Source organism: Rhizobium sp. BK379 (assembly GCF_014193955.1).
Taxonomy (GTDB): domain Bacteria; phylum Pseudomonadota; class Alphaproteobacteria; order Rhizobiales; family Rhizobiaceae; genus Rhizobium.
Genome location: NZ_JACIAD010000001.1, coordinates 1925715 through 1944667, shown reverse-complemented (window position 1 = coordinate 1944667; position 18953 = coordinate 1925715). Strand labels below are relative to the sequence as shown.

General features: G+C 61.1%; 20 protein-coding genes. 6 read left to right on the top strand and 14 right to left on the bottom strand.

Features of this window, described 5'->3' with window-relative positions:
* Positions 1-34: 34 nt before the first annotated feature.
* The 3 genes from FHT93_RS09925 to FHT93_RS09915 form a co-directional block, all read right to left on the bottom strand.
* Complete coding sequence (locus FHT93_RS09925) at positions 35-2605, bottom strand: HWE histidine kinase domain-containing protein (protein WP_113204463.1); 2571 nt, start codon at positions 2603-2605, stop codon at positions 35-37.
* The gene (locus FHT93_RS09920; protein WP_183847289.1) at positions 2605-3138 is read right to left on the bottom strand and encodes a biliverdin-producing heme oxygenase; all 534 of its coding nucleotides are present in this window, start codon (positions 3136-3138) and stop codon (positions 2605-2607) included. Before FHT93_RS09920 ends, FHT93_RS09925 begins: the two co-directional genes overlap by 1 nt.
* A 247-nt stretch (positions 3139-3385) precedes the next feature.
* Positions 3386-3796, bottom strand: a complete 411-nt coding sequence (locus FHT93_RS09915) for a rhodanese-like domain-containing protein (protein ID WP_183847287.1) — start codon at positions 3794-3796, stop codon at positions 3386-3388.
* A gap of 72 nt (positions 3797-3868) precedes the next feature.
* Here FHT93_RS09915 and ftrA point away from each other — a divergent pair, with 72 nt between their 5' ends.
* From ftrA to prfH, 3 genes are all read left to right on the top strand, one after another.
* Positions 3869-4870, top strand: coding sequence for a transcriptional regulator FtrA (ftrA, locus tag FHT93_RS09910; RefSeq protein ID WP_183847600.1), 1002 nt, complete (start codon positions 3869-3871; stop codon positions 4868-4870).
* Positions 4871-5069: 199 nt separating this feature from the next.
* Positions 5070-6293, top strand: coding sequence for an RNA ligase RtcB family protein (locus FHT93_RS09905; RefSeq protein ID WP_113147600.1), 1224 nt, complete (start codon positions 5070-5072; stop codon positions 6291-6293).
* Positions 6280-6894, top strand: a complete 615-nt coding sequence (gene prfH, locus FHT93_RS09900) for a peptide chain release factor H (protein ID WP_113147601.1) — start codon at positions 6280-6282, stop codon at positions 6892-6894. Before FHT93_RS09905 ends, prfH begins: the two co-directional genes overlap by 14 nt.
* 80 nt (positions 6895-6974) lie before the next feature.
* Here the strand turns inward: prfH and preA are convergent, their stop codons facing one another.
* From preA to FHT93_RS09880, 4 genes are all read right to left on the bottom strand, one after another.
* Positions 6975-8288, bottom strand: coding sequence for an NAD-dependent dihydropyrimidine dehydrogenase subunit PreA (preA, locus tag FHT93_RS09895; protein ID WP_113016899.1), 1314 nt, complete (start codon positions 8286-8288; stop codon positions 6975-6977).
* A 15-nt stretch (positions 8289-8303) separates the two neighbouring features.
* A complete protein-coding gene (locus tag FHT93_RS09890) occupies positions 8304-9665 on the bottom strand; it encodes an NAD(P)-dependent oxidoreductase (RefSeq protein WP_183847285.1) in 1362 nt (453 codons plus the stop codon).
* A 462-nt stretch (positions 9666-10127) separates the two neighbouring features.
* On the bottom strand, positions 10128-11123 hold the full coding sequence (locus FHT93_RS09885; protein WP_183847598.1) for a sensor histidine kinase: 996 nt from the start codon (positions 11121-11123) through the stop codon (positions 10128-10130).
* A gap of 192 nt (positions 11124-11315) precedes the next feature.
* On the bottom strand, positions 11316-12110 hold the full coding sequence (locus FHT93_RS09880; RefSeq protein ID WP_112544032.1) for a response regulator: 795 nt from the start codon (positions 12108-12110) through the stop codon (positions 11316-11318).
* A gap of 274 nt (positions 12111-12384) precedes the next feature.
* Here FHT93_RS09880 and FHT93_RS09875 point away from each other — a divergent pair, with 274 nt between their 5' ends.
* Together FHT93_RS09875 and FHT93_RS09870 are read left to right on the top strand one after the other, a co-directional pair.
* The gene (locus FHT93_RS09875; RefSeq protein WP_112544033.1) at positions 12385-12591 is read left to right on the top strand and encodes a NepR family anti-sigma factor; all 207 of its coding nucleotides are present in this window, start codon (positions 12385-12387) and stop codon (positions 12589-12591) included.
* 10 nt (positions 12592-12601) lie between these two features.
* On the top strand, positions 12602-13156 hold the full coding sequence (locus FHT93_RS09870) for an RNA polymerase sigma factor (protein WP_007815244.1): 555 nt from the start codon (positions 12602-12604) through the stop codon (positions 13154-13156).
* 165 nt (positions 13157-13321) lie between these two features.
* On the opposite strand, the gene FHT93_RS09865 is transcribed toward FHT93_RS09870, so the two are convergent.
* The 7 genes from FHT93_RS09865 to hemP form a co-directional block, all read right to left on the bottom strand.
* Positions 13322-13723: a hypothetical protein gene (locus tag FHT93_RS09865; protein ID WP_183847284.1), complete on the bottom strand. Its 402-nt coding sequence runs from the start codon at positions 13721-13723 to the stop codon at positions 13322-13324.
* An 8-nt stretch (positions 13724-13731) separates the two neighbouring features.
* Complete coding sequence (locus FHT93_RS09860; protein WP_112544035.1) at positions 13732-14076, bottom strand: DUF883 family protein; 345 nt, start codon at positions 14074-14076, stop codon at positions 13732-13734.
* Between the two features lie 115 nt (positions 14077-14191).
* Positions 14192-15001, bottom strand: a complete 810-nt coding sequence (locus FHT93_RS09855; RefSeq protein ID WP_183847282.1) for a heme ABC transporter ATP-binding protein — start codon at positions 14999-15001, stop codon at positions 14192-14194.
* A 10-nt stretch (positions 15002-15011) separates the two neighbouring features.
* Positions 15012-16121: an iron ABC transporter permease gene (locus FHT93_RS09850; RefSeq protein WP_183847280.1), complete on the bottom strand. Its 1110-nt coding sequence runs from the start codon at positions 16119-16121 to the stop codon at positions 15012-15014.
* 2 nt (positions 16122-16123) lie between these two features.
* Positions 16124-17047 carry a hemin ABC transporter substrate-binding protein gene (locus FHT93_RS09845; RefSeq protein WP_183847278.1) on the bottom strand — a complete coding sequence of 308 codons (924 nt, stop codon included), beginning with the start codon at positions 17045-17047 and terminating at the stop codon, positions 16124-16126.
* Positions 17048-17058: 11 nt separating this feature from the next.
* On the bottom strand, positions 17059-18108 hold the full coding sequence (locus FHT93_RS09840; protein WP_183847276.1) for a ChuX/HutX family heme-like substrate-binding protein: 1050 nt from the start codon (positions 18106-18108) through the stop codon (positions 17059-17061).
* 19 nt (positions 18109-18127) lie between these two features.
* A complete protein-coding gene (gene hemP / locus FHT93_RS09835; protein WP_112544040.1) occupies positions 18128-18313 on the bottom strand; it encodes a hemin uptake protein HemP in 186 nt (61 codons plus the stop codon).
* A 180-nt stretch (positions 18314-18493) separates the two neighbouring features.
* Between hemP and FHT93_RS09830 the strand changes: the two genes are divergently transcribed.
* The gene (locus FHT93_RS09830; RefSeq protein ID WP_112544041.1) at positions 18494-18922 is read left to right on the top strand and encodes a hypothetical protein; all 429 of its coding nucleotides are present in this window, start codon (positions 18494-18496) and stop codon (positions 18920-18922) included.
* Positions 18923-18953 lie beyond the last annotated feature (31 nt).

Below are 18953 nucleotides of genomic sequence, written 5' to 3'. Positions count from 1 at the left end.
GCGGTCTAACGGTTACGCGTTTGTTCGAATTTCTTCAGAGCTTGGCCGGAAGCGAAATGCGGACAAGAATGTCCGTCACCCCCTCGATCGTGTAGGGCTTCTGCAGGATCGGTGCATCCGAATGGCTGTGGGCCTGCGCTATACCCTCGCCGTAACCTGTCGCGAAGACGAAGGGCACGTTGTTGGCGGCCAGCCGGTCGGCAATCGCGAAACTGGTTTCGTCACCGAGATTGACATCGAGAAGTGCCAGATCGAAGGACTGGCCGGCGAGGAATTCCATCGCATCGGCAACGCTTGGCGCTGTTGCGACTTCCGCGCCCAAGCGGCGCAGAATGTCTTCGCCATCCATGGCGATGATGAGGTTATTCTCGACCAGCAGCACATTGAGACCAGCGAGCGGTTCCTTGTCTGAAGCAACGACCTTGCCTGCCGCGGTTTCGACAGGCGCAGAAACGGGGTGTTCGTCTGCCGAGCTGACTGTTTCAACATACCTCGCCGGGATCGAGAAATCGGCTTCCAGCCCTTCTTTGATGTAGCGGATCTCAGCCTTGCCGCCGAGATCGTAGGGGATGGAGCGGCGAATGATCGTCGAGCCGAAGCCCTGACGCTTGGGCTCGGTGACCGGAGGGCCATTCCTTTCCCGCCAGCCTATATTGAGATTGCCTTCTTCATCCCTCAGCCAGCCGAGATCGACAAAGCCGGATCCCGACAGGCTTCCATATTTGGCGCTGTTGGTAACCAGCTCGTGGAAGACAAGCGCCGTCGTCGAAAAGGCCTGCGGCTCCAGCAGCACGTCTTCGCCGGTCATCCTGATACGCTCGGCGTTCTTGCCGAGATAGGCGGCGGCTTCGGCCAGCAGCAGCTGCCGCAGCGAAGCCGGCGCCCAGTGGTCGCGGGTGATCTGGTCGTGGGCTCTGGAGAGCGACTGGACGCGGCCTTCGAGCTGCCGGACGTAATCCGGCAGGCTGATGGCCGATGATTGCGATTGTCGGATCAGACCGCCGATGAGGCCGAGAATATTGCGGACACGATGGTTCAGCTCGGCGATCAGCAGCTCCTGCCGCTCGTTGGCGAGCTGGCGCGCCATGCTCGCTTCGTCCGTCAGGCGCAGAACCACCTCGATCAGGGTCACGCGGATCGTTTCTGCCACGCGACGCTCGGCTTCGGTGAAGGGCAGGGAGCGGCCGCGTACCAGCTCGGACCAGGCCTCGAAACTCTTGCGCGGGGTAAGCCGCGGACCGTTCGGGCCATATTCCACCGGCTTGTGCGGATCGCCGGCCCAGCGGACGGTGCGCACGATCTCCTGACGAAACAACACGACATAGTCGCGCGGCGAACGGGAGATCGGAATGGCGAGCATGCCCGCCACGGCATCATCGATTTCGATATCGGGATAGGTCTCCGCAAGCCGGTCCACCGCATAGACCCGGCCGGCAGCATTGCGATTGAGGTGGCGGATGAGAGCGGCAAAGCTCTTCTCGTCCGGACCGAGGCCGGCAATCGCCAGCCGTCCATTGATCCAGACGCCGATACCATCTGCGGGAATGGCGTCCGCCAGGGCATCGATCAGCCAGGTCGGATCGTCGAGCAGGCTTGCATTGTCGGCAACGGACGTCAGGAGCCGGTCGGCGATGCGACGTGCCTTGGTCTCGTAGTCAAGCGCCAGGCGTCGCTCGCGGCTTTCGAGGCGGGATGCGAACATCTGGCCGAAGAGTTCGGCAGTGGAGCGGCTTTCGGCCGAAGGCAGGCGTTCACTATAATGATGGCAGGCAAACAGGCCCCAGAGCTTGCCATCGACGACGATGGAGATCGAGAGTGAGGCGCCGACGCCCATATTGGCGAGATATTCGATATGGATGGGCGACACCGAACGCAGCACCGACATCGAGAGATCGAGGGGCCGGCCATGTTCGTCGAGTTCGGGCAGGATCGGAACCGGTGTCGCGTTGATGTCGGCAATGATGCGGAACAGATTGCGCAGATAGAGCGCGCGCGCCTGCACAGGAATATCCGAGGCAGGATAGTGCAGGCCGAGGAACGAGCCGATGCCCGGCCGGGCAGCCTCCGCCACGACCTCACCGGAACCGCTGTCATCAAATCGGTAGACCATGACGCGGTCGAAACCGGTGAGGGCGCGGGCCTGCCGTGCGCCTTCGCGAAAAAAGGCTTCCAGCGTTTCCGTTTGATCAAGACGTGACATCATGCTGCGGATTGAGAGCGACGGGGCGCTGGATTGGCCTTCGTTGCAGCGCTCGCCTTCGATGATGACCTGGCCGTGACTCACATGCACTGCGACGTCGAAACGCTGAGGGTCTGATGTCAGGGCAATGCCGAAAATGCGTTCGACGGTATCGGGGCCGCGCAGGGTTGCAAGCTTGTTGCGGAGGGCGTGGAGAGCTTCGGGCACAATGATCGACGACACGGGCCGGCCCGCGGCTTCGCTGTGAGTTATGCCCAGGAATTCGGCGAGATTTGCCGAGGCCCGAGTGACGATCCAGTCAGAGGATACCGCAAGCAGAAAACCGAAGGGCTGGACGGAACCGAGTTGATGGATCGGCTCGCGGTCGCAATTGGTCAGATCGACAGGTCCGGTCGCATTGCTCATCAGACAGCTTCCAGTTCGAGTTGCGCAGCCTTCAGAAAGAGATCGAAAACGCCGCGCGCAGCCGCAACCGCGGCTGCCATATCGTCAATGCCGCTGGTATCAAGACGTTCCATAAACGCGCGCATCGAACCCTTCGGACCGTGCGGGCTGAGGTAGCTGCTCGGCAGGTCATCAGGCACGGCTTTTGCCAGCATGGCGCCGCCAAGCTTCGATCCTTCCAGCACATAGACCGCGCCCCAGAGCGCGGCCCCGCCGCGTAGATCGGGCCTGGCAAGAAGCGGAGGCGGGGGCTCCTGGAGTTCGGCCATATCGGCAAGAAGAAGGTGCGCGCGCCGTCGCTCCGGCCAATCCGGCAGCAGCTGCTCGATACCGGCCTGCTCCAGGGCGGCTTCGACGGACGGAACCACGCGGGCATGGGCGCGCAAGAAGGTTTTATAGGTCCTGATATCGAAGAGGCTGAAATTGCCGAAAAGGGCGTCCACCCCGGCATGGCAATCTGCTGTTTGTGCACGAAGGGCACTGCGAAGTGACATGCTGACCGTGTTCCAAGTAATGTCGCATAGTATGCCGGCCGGATAGGGTCGGCGAAACTAGCGATATACGGCAGCCTCTGCTTATTTCCAGAGAAACCTATAGAAAAACATGGATTTCGGCGTGCTTGGCAATCCGATTTCTCCGGATCTGTCTGCCATGACTGGTTGTCTATGGTGTCATCCGTCGCCGGCACGAGAAGCATGTCCGGTGACGGATGAAATTTTCCTTCGCCGCGGGGATCCCGGATCAGGCGGCGGCGCTTGCCTCGCCTTCAAAGGCGAGACCTTCATCGGCCCAGCCGGTCAGCCCGCCGATCATCAGCTTGACGGAGAGGCCGAGACGGGAGAGGCGCAGGGCGGCCTTGTCGGCGCCGTTGCAATGCGGGCCGGCGCAGTAGACCACGAAGAGCGTATCGGAGGGCCATTCCGACATGCGGTGCGCGGTCATCTTGCCATGCGGCAGATTGAGGGCGCCCGGCACATGCGACTGCGCAAAGAGTGCGGGCGAGCGCACATCGAGCAGCACGAAATCGACCTTGCCGGAGGCGGAGGCGGCGTTCACGTCGGAGCAATCGGTCTCGAAGGCGAGCTTGCCGGCGAAATGATCGGCGGCGGATTCGGGAGAAGCGGCAGGGATATCGGAGACGGGGCTTGGCATAGGTCTTGTCCTTTCCTGGTTGCTGTTGCAGCCGATCATTGCCGATGCTACGGATGGGCGAAATTGGCCATCGTGACTGACAGCGTAAAGATCATGCCAAAATCGGATCTCCATCGAACGCAGGGACCACATGTGGTGGCGCTCGCCTATGACGGGCTCTGCACCTTCGAATTCGGCATTGCCTACGAGGTTTTCGGCCTGTCGCGGCCGGAGATGGGGGAGGGCTGGTATCGCTTCTCCGTCGCCGGTATCGAGCCGGGACCGCTGCGCGCTGCCGGCGGGCTGACGGTTGCTGTCGATCACGGGCTGGAACTGCTCGATAAGGCAGATCTCATCATCGCGCCGGGATGGCGGGCGATCGATGCGCCGGTGCCGGAGCCGCTGACATCAGCCTTGCGGGCAGCACATGAGCGCGGTGCACGCGTCATGTCGCTCTGCTCGGGTGTTGCCGTGCTTGCGGCATCCGGCCTGCTGGCCGGACGGCGGGCGACGACGCACTGGCGCTATGTCGCCTCGATTGCCGAGCGCTACCCCGACATCGCGCTCGATGCCGATGTGCTGTACATGGACCAGGGCAACATCCTGACGGCGGCCGGCAGTGCGGCGGGCATCGATCTCTGCCTGCATGTGGTGCGCGGCGATTTCGGCCCCGATGCCGCCAACAGCGTGGCGCGACGGCTCGTCGTGCCGCCGCATCGCGAAGGCGGGCAGGCGCAGTTCATCGCCGCTCCCGTGCCGGAAGAGCGCGAGGGCATTCGCCTCGGGCCGCTGATCGAGTGGATGCGCGAGCGGTTGTCCGAAGACCAGCCCATCAGCCTGCTTGCCGACAAGGCCGGGATGAGCATGCGCACCTTCCAGCGCCGCTTCGAGGCGGCGACGGGCGACAGCGTCGGCGAATGGCTGCTGAAGGAGCGGTTACGGCATGCCCGCGATCTCTTGGAGAAGGAGCTTGCGGTGTCGCTCGACGATATTGCGCTTGCCAGCGGCTTCGGGACGCTTGCAACCATGCGCCACCATTTCCGCCGGCGGCTTGGCACCAGCCCGAGCACTTATCGGAAGTCGTTCGGCAATTAATACGTCCCAGGCTTGCATTTGTTTTTTGCATCGCTTAAAGGGGCGGCATCATTTGTTTCTGGAAAGGGAGCGCACGATGACAAAAATCTCAGCACGCCCCGAGAGGGTTTCGGCGTAACTCAGCCTCTGGGCTGACGCATGCCGGTTGACCATCGCCGTCTGCGCGATGAAAGACCATTCATATCCAGAGTTCATTATCATGGGCAATTCCATCGGGGGCGGAAGCTCCCCGACGACGCAGGCCAATGCGCCTGCGCTCATCCATCATTTCTTTTCCGGCCGCACCTGGATCGAAGGCGCGGCGCTAGATCAACTTGGCGAAATGTCCCGTCTTCCGGGCGTTTCGCAGATCGCTGCCTTTCCGGATTTGCATCCCGGCAAATATGGCGCAACCGGTGTCGCATTGGCGTCCGACCGGCTGCTTCCGTTGCTTATCGGCAATGATATTGGCTGCGGCATGTCGCTTTTCCAGCTCGATCTGCCGCTGCGCAAACTGAAGATCGATAAGGCGGCGGAACGGCTTCGCCAGCTTGAGGCTGAGGAGATCGGCGATGCCGCTGTCTTGCTGGAGGAGGCGCGCCTGCCAGCCTCCCTGGCGCCGGATGCACTCGGTACGATTGGCGGCGGCAACCATTTTTGCGAGCTGCAGGCCATCGATACGCTTGGCGATGGCGGTGCTTCCGCTGCTCTGGATGGTCAGGCTCTCTACCTGCTTGTCCATTCCGGCTCGCGTTCCCTCGGTGCTGCAGTCTTTTCCGAGGCTATCAGCGCTCATCCCGATCTTGCGGCCGGGCTCGTGCCGGGTTCACAAGATGCTGTCACGTGGCTTGCAAGTCATGACCAGTGCGTTGTCTGGGCATCGCTGAACCGTCGACTGATCGCAGCACGGGCAGCCGCCGCATTGCGTGCGGATCTGCGCCTCGTCGCCGATGTGCCGCACAATCTCGTCCGGTCTTCCGGACGTGATTTCGTGCATTACAAGGGGGCCGCGGCGGTCACGCCGGGGGAACTCGCGCCTATCGCCGGATCGCGTGCGAGCCTCAGCTATGTGGTTTGCCCGACAGCGGATGTATCCCGTTCGCTCGGCGGCATATCGCATGGGGCCGGTCGCAAATATGACCGGGCCAGCATGCATGGGCGGACAGGCCGTAACAGGTCCGAGCGTGAGCAGCTGCTGCGCAATGTCTGGGGCGGCATCGCCATTTGCGATGACCGGGCTCTCGTCGTCGAAGAGGCGGCGTCCGCCTACAAGGATGCGGGGCAGGTGGTTGCCGATCTCGAAAACGAAAAGCTGGTGAGCGTCGCTGCCAGCTTCCGGCCGCTCGTCACCTTTAAAAAGGCGGTGGACGAAGCCGAGGTCGAGCAGCGTCGCCGCAAGCCGGAGTACCGTCGGGAAGGAGGGCGTAGCCGTGAGCGCTATTGATCTCCTTATCACGTCGGGCAACGGTCCGGTCGAGTGCCGGATCGCCGTCTCCGCGCTTCTACGCATCCTTGAAGACGAGGCGAAACAGCAAGGGTGCGTCGTCCATGTCAACCTCGGGCCTATGCCGGATCATCATGGTGCGAAGTCGGCGATCGTCACTATCGAGGGCGAAGCGGCACAGCGGATTGCAACAGGCTATTGCGGTACGATCCGCTTCACCTTCAAGAGTGGGGTCCGCCCCGGCCACAAGCGGCAAAACTGGTATGTGGCCGTGCGGCGCATCGATCTTCCGGCTGAAGGTGTTGCGGTGACGATCGATCCTGCCGACCTGCAGTTCGAGACGTTGCGGGCAGGCGGGCCTGGCGGGCAGCACCAGAACACGACCGACAGCGCTGTTCGCGCCTTGCATCGCCCGAGCGGTCTCGTTGTGACGGCCCGGGACGAGCGCTCGCAGCATCGCAACAAGGCGCTGGCAATCCGGCGTCTGCAGGCAATGCTGCAGGATATCGAAGCGGAAAAGCAGGAGGCGGCGAAAGCCGGGCGCTTCATTGCCAACCGCACGATCGAGCGTGGCAATGAGGTCAAGGCCTTCAAGCTTTGACAGCAGGCAATATGCCTAGGTCTTAAAAGCAATCGACGCCCTCCAGGAGGGCGTCGATCTTATATACATTGAGCGAATGGTTATTCCGCGGCCTGGCGGGCCATCGGGTTGTTCGGGTGCGTCGTCCAGTTGGCGTAGTTCGGATCGACTGGCTTGCCGGTGCGCTTGTCGAGGGCGCCTGCCGGAAGCTCTTCCATGGTGATGCAGTTTTCGACCGGGCAGACGCTGACGCAGAGATTGCAGCCGACGCATTCCTCGTCCATCACCTCGAAATGGCGGACGCCATCGACGAAGTTGGTGATCGCCTGGTGCGAGGTGTCCTCGCAGGCGATGTAGCAGCGGCCGCATTTGATGCAGGCGTCCTGGTCGATCTTCGCCTTGGCGATGTAGTTGAGGTTCAAATACTGCCAGTCGGTGACGTTCTGGACGGCGCGGCCGGTAATGTCGTCGAGGGTCTTGTGGCCCTTTTCATCCATCCAGTCCGAGAGGCCCGTGATCATTTCCTGCACGATCTTGAAGCCGTAGGTCATGGCAGCTGTGCAGACCTGCACGTTGCCGGCGCCGAGCACCAGGAATTCGGCTGCGTCGCGCCACGTGGTGATGCCGCCGATACCCGAGATCGGAAGGCCATAGGTTTCCGGGTCGCGGGCGATCTCGGCGACCATGTTGAGCGCGATCGGCTTGACGGCCGGGCCGCAATAGCCGCCGTGGCTGCCCTTGCCACCGACGGTCGGGTTGGGGGCGAAGTTGTCGAGATCGACCGACACGATCGAGTTGATCGTATTGATCAGCGAGACGGCATCCGTGCCGCCGGCCTTGGCGGCGCGGGCAGGGCGGCGGATATCGGTGATGTTGGGCGTCAGCTTGGTGATGACGGGCATGCGCGTGTATTGCTTGCACCAGCGCACGACCATTTCGATATATTCAGGCACCTGACCGACGGCCGAGCCCATGCCGCGCTCGGACATGCCGTGCGGACAGCCGAAGTTAAGCTCGATGCCGTCTGCACCGGTTTCTTCGACCAGCGGCAGGATCGCCTTCCATGCCTGTTCCTCGCAGGGAACCATGATCGAGGCGATGAGAGCACGATCCGGCCAGTTCATCTTCACCTGCTTCATTTCGCGCAGGTTGGTCTGCAGGTCGCGGTCGGTGATGAGCTCGATGTTGTTGAGGCCGAGCAGGCGGCGGTCGGCACCCCAGATCGCGCCGTAGCGCGGGCCGTTCACGTTGACGACAGGCGGGCCTTCCTCGCCCAGCGTCTTCCAGACGACGCCGCCCCAGCCGGCTTTGAAGGCGCGCTCGACATTGTAGGCCTTATCGGTCGGCGGTGCGGAGGCGAGCCAGAAGGGGTTCGGAGACTTAATGCCGACGAAATTATTGCGGAGATCAGCCATTGTTCATTCTCCCCTTCAGGCGACAGCGACAGCCGGAGCGGCTGCAGCAGTGAGGGTTCGGTGAATGGATTCGGCCGCGTCGCGGCCGTGGGCGACGGCAGATACGGTGAGGTCTTCGCCACCGAACACGCAGTCGCCGCCGGCCCAGACACCTTCGAGCGATGTGCGGCCTTCCGGGTCAACGGCGATACGGCCGGATTCCATGCGCAGCGCGCCGAGGCTGGAGGCTTCGAAGGTCTGGCCGATGGCTTTCAGGATATGGTCTGCGGTGATGACGCCGGTCTCGCCGGTGCCGGTGAGGCGGCCATCAACGAGAGCAGTATATTCCACCTCGATCGCGGCCACCTTGCCATCCTGCGAGAGGATGGATTTCGGCGCCAGCCAGTGGCGAATGATGACGCCCTTGGAGGTGGCGAGATCCTGCTCGAATTCCGAGGCGTTCATATGTTCCTTGCCGCGGCGGTAGCAGATGGTCACCTCTTCCGCGCCAAGCAGCTTTGCCTGCACGGCGGCGTCGATCGCCGTCATGCCGCCGCCGAGGACGACGACGCGGCGACCGATGGCGATGTCGCCCTTGTTCCCGGCCTGACGAAGCTCAGCGATGAAATCGACTGCGTCATCGACGCCGGGCAGGGTTTCGTTATCGACGCGCAATGCGTTGACGCCGGCAAGGCCGAGGCCGAGGAAGACGGCATCGTACTGACTCTGCAGGTCGGCGAGCGAGAAATCGCGGCCGAGCTGCTGATCATGTTTCACCTCGATGCCGCCGATCGATAGGACGTAATCGACTTCCTTCTGGGCGAAGTCGTCGACTGTCTTGTAGGTGGCGATGCCATATTCGTTGAGGCCGCCGGATTTCGGCTTGGCATCAAAGATGACGACATCATTGCCCTTAACGGCAAGGCGATGGGCAGCGGCGAGACCGGCAGGTCCGGCGCCGACGACGGCGATCTTCTTGCCGGTCGGTTCCGCGCGCCGGTAGAACTGCTTGTCGGCCGTCATCGCCGCATCCGTCGCATAACGCTGCAGGCGGCCGATCTCGACGGGACGCTCTTCGGCGGTGTTGCGCACACAGGCCTGTTCGCAGAGCTCTTCGGTGGGACAGACGCGGGCGCACATGCCGCCAAGGATATTCTGGTCGAAGATGGTCTTCGCAGAGCCGATCGGATTGCCGGTCGAGATCTGGCGGATGAAGAGCGGAATGTCGATGGAGGTGGGACAGGCCGTCATGCACGGCGCGTCATAGCAGAAATAACAGCGGTCGGCGGCAACCAGCGCTTCGTGATTGTCGAGGCGCGGATGAAGATCGGAAAAATTAGCCTCGTACTCGGCGGACGAAAGCCGGCCGGCACGAATCCCAGTTTCCAGGCGTTCCATTGAAGTTCCCTCTTTATTGGTAACGACTAGTGAGGGAATCGTAACTCAGGTTCAAAAATTTATCAAACGGTAAAATTTTGGCAATTTTCTTTCGTCTGTTCAGTGTAAGTAATTGAATTTGTTTGCCGTGCTATTTCTTTAGGCATGCTTTGAATTCCGATTGGATGGATATGAGCAGCAACCCAAATCGGCCATCCGAGAAAAAAATTGACGAAAGTCCAATTTTTTTCCAATCGGAGGGAACCAAAGTTAACGAGCGTAGTTAATGCGATATCCGAATGATGACCGCATCGACCCAACATGCGCGCCCCCAACCCATCATTCGGACGAACTCACGGTCCCCTCCCGGTGAGTGGAGACAGCCGGTGCGCCGCCCTCGCACCGGCTGTTTCTCCGTTTGGCTCAGGCAATTCCAGCAGAAACGTGTGGTTCGAGTCCGGAACCGCGTAAAACCACGGAATCTCAGGTGCGCTTCAGGATTTCGAATTCCGTTTCCGGTACCGTCAGATGATATTCGATGCGGCCGGGTACGAGCGCCAATTCGGCCTTGCCATTGACGGAAGAGGGCACGACGCGCTCCAGCACTGTACGGCCGAAACTGTTTTCGCTGAATTCGTGGACGTCGCCACTGTTTGGAAGCACTTCCACCCAGGCGAGTTCGATTGCCTGGCGGCCGGCGATCTCAGCCTCCCGGCAGTTCAGGGTGATCGAGGTCGCTCCGCTGGCGATTGCGCCATAGGAGGCGGAATTGACGATCAATTCATGCAGGGCCAGTCCGAGATGGACCGCGGCATTCGGCGTCAGATGCGCGTTGATGCCGAATATCGGCAGGGAGCCTGATGTTTCCGGCCAATAGGGGGCGAACTGTTTTTCGGCAAGTTCGAACAGAAAGGCGCCGCGCCAACTGGAATCGGTAATCAGATCCTGAGAGTTCGAGAGCGATTGAAGACGCCCGCGGAATTTCATCAGGAAAGAATCGAGAGAAATGGTATTGCGGGCGGTCTGCGTGGCGATGCCCTGGATGATGGCAAGCAGGTTCTTGGAGCGGTGGGAAAGCTCGCGAAGCAGCGATTTCAGCACCTTTTCGCGATGCCGGCTTTCGGTAATCTCCGAGATGACGGAGAGCAGACCGTAATTGCCGCGCCCGCCGGTGCGCTGAACGTTGAGTTCGAACGTCCTGACTTCGCCGTCGATTGCAACATCTACCTCGGCATTGCTGGAGGCGCCGGTTTCAAGCACCGTCCGCTTTATCGCGGCAAGCGATTTTCCATGTGCTTCGCCAAACAGCGAGCCGTCATCGCCGCCGGCGACGAAACGGGTCTGGAAATAGGGGAGAAGATTTTCGGCGTATATGATGGCAAGGCTGGCATCCTGATAGAGAATCGAGATAGCCGCGCTGGCGAGCGCGCGCTCCATTATTGCCGCCTTGCCTTCAGTGGTGAAAGGCGTTCCGGACAATGGTCCAGTCGTATTCACTCGGCCGCCTCTCCTCGGTCCCTTCGAACTAACGGAGGGATGTTGCTCTCCCGACAAACCTGCCGGTCATTCTAAAAGCAAGCGCTGCAAAAACCGTTAAAGCCGCCAATACGCTCCGGCAGAGCCGGAACGCATCGTTGCCGGAATAGTTCCGGTATGGCCAAGATTCATGTTTCAGGCCGCCACGCGGGTCGTTTCGTTGAAGAAAAGAGCCTGGCTGATCAGCGCTTTGACCATGTCGGGATTGAAGGGTTTGGTCACGAGGAAGGTGGGTTCCGGTCGCTCCCCGGTCAGCAATCTCTCGGGGAAGGCGGTAATGAAGATCACGGGCACGCTCGAGGTCTTCAGGATATCGTTGACGGCATCGATGCCGGAGCTGCCGTCGGCAAGCTGGATATCGGCGAGCACCATGCTCGGCTTGGTCCTGTTATAGAGTGCGACGGCCTCGGTATGGGTGCGGGCGATGCCGGTAACGCGGTGACCGAGGCTTTCGACCATCTGCTCGATATCCATGGCGATGAGCGGTTCATCCTCGATGATCATGATATCGGTCGCGACCTGACGCGAGATTTCATGCGAGGCCTTGTCGAGCAGCTGCATCGTTTCCTCTTCGGTGATTTCGAGAATGTCTGCGATCTCGGAGACGCGGAAATTCTCGACAGAGGCGAGCAGGAAAGCCTGGCGGGCAAGCGGCGAAACCTTCGAGAGGTTCAGCGTTGCGCGCTGTTCCCAGGCATAGGGTGAGGAAGGCTCGGGAATCTCGACCGCAGTGGAACCAAACAATTGCGTGAAGAGTTTGTAGAGTGCGACGCGGTCATTCGCGGTATCCGGGAATATGGAGAGATCGGCGATGATCGCTTCCAGAACGGCGGCGACATAAGCATCGCCAGAAGTCTGAGTGCCGGTGAGAGCGCGGGAATAGCGACGCAGATAAGGAAGGTGCGGCGCAATTCGAGTGGATAGTGTCATTAAAAACTCCCGTCTACAGGCAGGTAAATGGCTGCAATGACCAGAAAACGCGGCCTCCATAAAAAAGTTCCTGAGGTGAGGAACTATTTTTGCGGCGTTGCATTATCCTAGCCGACAAATGAAGGGCGTCACGTTTTGACCCATGTGAACGGAATGGATCTACGACATCAAGGGTTTGAAATAACCTGCTTGATCGATCGCTTATCCGTTCCATTTACCTTTTACAGCGACTTTGCCTTTCAACCCAAGACAACAGGCAAGAAGTGATCAGTTGATGACGACACAAAAGACAGAAGCACCGGACGAGCGCCAGTTGGAGCTGCGGGCGAGCGACCTATTGGACCCGAACAACCAGATCGGCGTCAGGTTGCGGTCGCTTTATGCTGCCGCGCAGGAGGAGACCATTCCCGACCGTTTCCTCGACCTGCTGGAAAAGCTTGATCAGGCCGAAATGATGGCTTCCGCAAAGATGGCCGAATAGGAATACCCGCATGGAAAAAGCGCAACCGAGCTTCAAGCGCGAACTCCTGGCGGCCCTGCCAAGCCTTCGTGCATTTGCCATATCACTGATCGGCCGGCATGATCGCGCCGACGACCTCGTTCAGGACACCATTATGAAAGCCTGGGCCAAGCAGGATCATTTCGAGATGGGCACCAACATGAAGGCCTGGCTCTTCACGATTCTGCGCAACGAGCTTTACAGCCAGATGCGCAAGAGCGGCCGCGAGGTGCAGGACAGCGATGGCCTGTTTACCGAATCCATGGCGACGCACCCTTCCCAATATGGCGCACTCGACCTGCAGGACTTCAAGAAGGCGCTGGACCAGCTGCCGCCGGACCAGCGCGAAGCGATCATCCTCGTCGGCGCATCGGGCTTCTCCTATGAGGAAGCGGCGGAAATCTGCGGCTGTGCCGTCGGCACCATCAAGAGCCGCGTGAACCGCGCGCGCCAGCGGTTGCAGGATCTCCTGCAGATATCAGGCGAGGCGGATTTCGGTCCCGACGCTACGTCGGCGCCACTTACCTCGAAGGCTTTTGCCTTCTGAACGACGCCTTTCCTGGGAGGAAGGATGGCCGGCTGCCCTGCGGGGCGCCGGCTTTTTTGTTGGACCGATAGCGCGATTGCCTCAATCAACGACAGAGAAAAAGCGCAGCGCATCATTGCGCGCGCTGCGCTTCTTGCGGCAATCGAAAAATGAGGAGGATGCGGATTAGTCGTCCCGCTTCGAACCCACCAGATTGGCAGCCACGAGAGCAGCCACGACGCCCGCGGTCAGGAGCGGTTGGGTGCGAACGAAGCCGAGGCCAACGGTTGCCAGCGATTCAAGTGCTGCGCGGCGTTCCCGGGCGCGGCGGGCTTCCTGATGGTTCATGATCGTCATGATCACGAAAACGATGATCGCGATCAGTAGAGCGCAGGCCGCAAGGAAGAGGGATGCGCCGATGGCGCCGTAGATGCCTGCCAGCCAGATGGCTCCGGCGGTGACGGCAAGCGCGTAGGCAGTCAGCAGAAAAAGCAACGCAACGGCGATGAAGATGCCGTTGCGCTTGGTGCGTTCCACCGTGCGGTGAACGCTGTTGCCGACGAGCAGGCTCAGGATCGGGAAGAGCATCGAGCCTCCTAGCGGCGCGCAAGCATGGCGACGAGCAGGCCAAAGGCAGCAGCGGCACCGACAGTTGCGAGCGGATGACGACGCACGGTGTTTCGCACTTCGCCGGCGCCGCGCAGGTAGCGCTGCTGCAATTCGTTCAGCAGATCCTCGCTGCGGCCGAGGATGTCTTCATAGCTTGCGGATGCCTGAGAACGCAGCTTCTCACCCTGATGGCGGGAGGTCTTGCCGAGAACATGGGTGAGCTCGGCGAGCTCTTCGCGCAGGGCTGCGATCTGGTCTTCGACGCTGGTTTCGAGATTGTGAAGAGCGCCGTTGCGGCGGCTGCGGCTGGACTGGAAGAAGGAGTAGGCCATGACTGTCTCCATTGCTGGGCGCGATCAGCGCCGCCCGGTTTCACGCGGGGTCAGCACCATCAATGGCACGGAAGAGAGCGCCCGGCTTTGACCCAAATCATTGCGGACAACGCATTCAGGCTGGAAAGGTTCCTGAGTTGGCCAGCGCGCTATGGGCCAGGACGAAAGGCGTGCCGTCGCCAGGCACCGTGTTAACGCGCAGCGGGCAACCGAACACCGTCTCCAACATTTTGTCTGTCAGTACGTCGCGGACGCTGCCTTCAGCGGCCGGGCGGCCGGATTTCATCAGCACGATCCTGTCGGCGAAGAGAGCCGTCAGATTGAGATCGTGCATGACGGCAATCACCCCGCCGCCGCGCTCACAGAAATCGCGCGCGAGCGTCATGATGGTCAGCTGGTGGCTGATGTCGAGGCTGGAGACCGGCTCATCCAGCAGCAGCCAGCAGGGTCTGCCATCGACGACCGGCTCGGAGATCTGGCAAAGCACGCGGGCGAGCTGCACACGCTGTTGCTCGCCGCCGGAGAGTTCTTGGTAGAAGCGGCCTTCGAAGCCGGTGAGATCGACGGCGGCCAGCGCCTTTGCGGCAGTCTCATCGGCCTGATCGGCGTGGAGGTTGAGGCCGGAGGTCAGGCCCATGCGGACGATCTCGCGAACGGTAAAGGGAAAGGAGATGGCGCTTGCCTGCGGCAGGACCCCGCGGATGGAGGCAAGTTGCCACGGCCTCAATGTGCGCACCTCTTCGCCGTTCAGAGATACAGAGCCCTCATAGGCAAGCTCGCCGGAAACGGCCTTCATCGTGGTTGTCTTGCCGGAGCCGTTCGGTCCGGCAATGGCGGTCAGTTCGCCGGCCTTTGCGGTGAATGCGACATCGCGGACGATGGTCTTGCCGGAAAGGCGCACGCTGGCGCCGAAAACTTCGATCATCGGTGCACACTCACAGGGCAAGGCGCGAGCGCTGCCGTAACAGGATCCAGAGGAAGAAGGGACCGCCAACAGCCGCCGTGATGATGCCGATCGGCATTTCGGCGGGTGCGACGATGGTGCGGGCGAGCACATCGGCGAAAATCAGCAGCGAACCGCCGAGCAGTGCCGAGGCCGGCAGCAGGAAGCGATGGTCCGGGCCGATCACCATGCGCAGGATATGCGGAACGACGATGCCGACGAAGCCGATGCCGCCGCTGACGGCAACGGAGGCGCCGGTTGCGGCGGCAACGGTGACGATGGCGATATTCTTCAGCCGCTGGACCGGCACGCCCATATGGAAGGCAGCCGCTTCGCCGAGCGTGATGGCGTTCAGGCCACGGGCCATGAAGGGTAGGGCGATGAAGGAGAGGAGGATGATCGGACCGGCCGCCGCGATCTTGATCCAGGTCGCACCGGCAAGCGAGCCCATGCCCCAGAAGGTCAAGTCGCGCAGCTGCTGGTCGTTGGCCATATAGATGAGCACGCCCGTCAACGCGCCGGTCAGAGCGCCGAGCGCGATTCCGGCAAGCAGCATGGTGGCGACTGAGGTCTGGCCGTTGCTGGTGGCGACCCGGTAAAGCAGCAGCGTGGTGATCAGGCCGCCGCCGAAGGCTGCGAGCGGCAGGGCGTAGATGCCGAGTGCGAGGTAGAGGGGGGCGGCGACCGTGCCGCCGAGAACGATCATCACGACCGCGCCGAAGCCAGCGCCCGAGGAGACGCCGACAAGGCCGGGATCGGCGAGCGGATTACGAAACAGGCCCTGCATGACCGCGCCCGAGACGGCGAGCGATCCGCCGATCAGGAAGCCGAGGATGGCGCGGGGCAGGCGAATGTCGAAGATGATGATCCGGTCACGGGCGCTGAGCGCCGTTTCGTTGCCTGCCATGTTTCTGACGACGTCGAGAATGGAGGCGTCGGACGCTCCCGTCGTGACGGAGAAGAGCAGGGCGAAAACGGAAGCCAGGACGAGGAAGGCGATCGCCAGCAGGGCAAGCTCGGTTCTGTCGCCCGCCTGCCGGTTTCTGCGGAAGACCGGCAAAAAGGATCGCCTGTTTTCCATCATGGCTTCCGGTACGGCCATCATCAGCCCCCGTAGATTGCCGTGTTGAGTTCACGAACTGCACTTGCCGTGCGCGGACCGAAGCCTAGGAGATGCAGACCATCCATGCGGATGATCGCCTTCTTCTCGCCGGCCGGTGTCAGCGCGATCGAGGGCTGGGCAAGCAGGTCGTCGTTTTTCGTGCCGGCGCCATCACCGCGGTTCATCATCAGGATCACATCAGGCCTGGCGCTGATGATCGCCTCGTCGGTCAGCGGCTTGTAACCCGGGAATTCACTGATCGCATTGACGGCGCCGGCAAGCTTGATGACGCCATCGGCAGCCGTGCCGGTGCCTGATGCCATGATGCGGCCGTTCTGGGCGCTCAAGATGAAGAGCACGCGCTTGCGCTCGGCCTCGGGGCGCTTTTCGGCATCGGTGACGGCGGCATCGAGATCGGCGCCGACCTTTTCTTCCAGGGCTTTCGCCTTGTCCGGCACGTTTAGCAGCGTGCCGACACGATCGATCTTGGCGATGATGCCGTCGCGCGTATAGGCATTCGGAACGGTCTCGAAGGGCACGCTGGCATTCTTCAGAACGTTCAGCGCTTCCTGCGGGCCCGAGCCCTCGACGGCGATGATCGCCGTCGGGTTCATGGCAAGAATGCCTTCCGGCGAGAGCGCGCGCATGTAGCCGACATCGGGCAGCTTCAGCGCCGCTTCCGGATACAGGCTCGTCGTGTCGCGGGCGATCAGCCTGTTCTCCTCGCCGAGCGCGTAGATTATCTCGGTGACGTCACCGCCGACCGAAACGAGCCGCGATGTATCGAGCTTCTTGTCCTCTGCATGGGCGGCGCGCACAAAGGCACCGCCGGTCAGTGCCATCGGAACCAGCGGCAGGATCATGACAGCCGCAGTCAAAGCCAGTTCCCAAAGACGGAGCCGGCGCAGGTTGTTTCGGATTTTCATCGCTTTGATCCCTATGCGGCGACGCTTGCGGCCCGCGGCAGGTTTTCCATGATCTCGCGCCATTCGCTGCGCTCGTCGGAACCTTCCTTCCGCTTGCCGAAGAACTGGATAATCATGTTGCCGTCAGCATCATAGGCTTCGAGCGAGGTGACGTGGCCGTCCTTGGTCGGCTTGCGTACGGCCCAGGTCTCGGCAATGTGGTCCTGGCGCAAATGCAGATGGAAGGTTTCGTCGAGCACGTTGATCCACGGACCCATCGGCTGGACATTGAAGATCGGGCCGGAATGGATCTGCACGATGCCGTTATTGGCAACGAAGCACATGATCGGCAGTCCTGCCTTGACGGAGGCATGCATCATCTCTGCCGTCGCCGTATTGTCGAGCTTCCAGGCATAGTCGTCGCCGACGGAACGCACCGCGGCCTGGCGGCCGATCTTCAGGCGCTTCAGCATGCCGAAGAATTCATGCGTATCGGTCATCTTGCTCCAGTTGTCGCGCAGTTCTTCCTGGGTGACATTGCCGTCTTCGTCGGAGGCAAAGGAGGTTTCGGCCTCGACGAATTCCTGGCTCTGGTCGTTGAGCTTCAGTTCGGCGACGATGCGATGATAGGCTTCGACATCGGATGCCGGGCGCAGGTGGATCTTGTGGACGGCGTTGCCTGTCTTATCGAAATACTGAAGGCTGAGGCGTGTTGTGTCGCCATCCTTCTTGGTGACGGCAAAGGCGTGAACCCAGCGGCTCGGGAAGACGCGCAGATCGATATTCTCGCCGAGCACGATGGCATTGTGCTCGCCGATCTTGATGTTTTCGTAGACGCCGATCTTTTCGTGCACGGCGCTTTCGTTGCGCGACAGGGCCATGACCTCGCCGAGATCGGCAACGCGCTGCAGGAGTTTCGCGGCACTGGCATCGATGCGCACGGCACTGATGCCGACTTCGGCGGCGACGAGGGCGGCCTCGGAAATCTTGAGCTGCGCGGCAATGTCGCGCTCGCGCATCTTCGGATTTTCGGCGCGGAACGCGCGGATTTCTGATGGTGCCGGTCTGGTCTGCTCGGTCATGTTCTACCCTGCTGTGAGCTTACTTGTTGAGAATGAGTTTGCCCTGACGGGTGATCTTCAGGCGGTAGATCACGCCGTCGTGCCTGATCATGATCTCGTTGGTGCCGGCAAAAAGATCGCCGCTTTCGAGAACACGGATCTCGGCCACTGCTGGCTCGTTGCGCAGCTGTGCGAGCTTAAAATTATCTGGCTTTTCAACCATCATTTCGGTCGGCTTTTCCCGTGATTGCGGGGTTGAAGGCCCCGTTCCGGCTACATTTATCTTGACTCTCATACTCATAGTTTTTTAAAGACGCAATAATAGAAGACAAAAGCAGTCAAGTTTTTGACGGCACTGTTTTGAAGCCGCCTGATGGCGGTCAATTTGGTCTTTGGAGAGGCGATAATGACGGGTCGGTTTGCCGCTTTTGCGGCTGGTGTGCTGTTTTCGGTTTCGGGCGCGGCGCAGGCCTTTGCGCAGGATGCAGCGGCTTCCAAGCTCGATGTCGAGCTCAACGCGCTGACGCCCTCGCAGAAGGGCTGCATGATGACCTTCGTTGCCGAGAACAATCTGGCGACGCCGATCAACAAGGTCTCCTTCGAGCTTGCCTTCTTCAACGACAAGAATGCCGTCGACCGTATCACGGTGCTCGATTTCCGTGACTTGCCGCAGGGCAAGAAGCGCGTGCGCCAGTTCGATATGCCGAACGTAAAGTGCGAGACGGTCACGCGCGTGTTGATCAACGACACGCCCGTCTGTGACGGGCCGGCAGCCGGCGAATGCATGAAGGGGCTCGTGACCCGCTCGCAGATTTCAGTTCCTTTCGAAGGCTAAGACCAGGTCGAAGGCCAAGACCGGGCCGGGA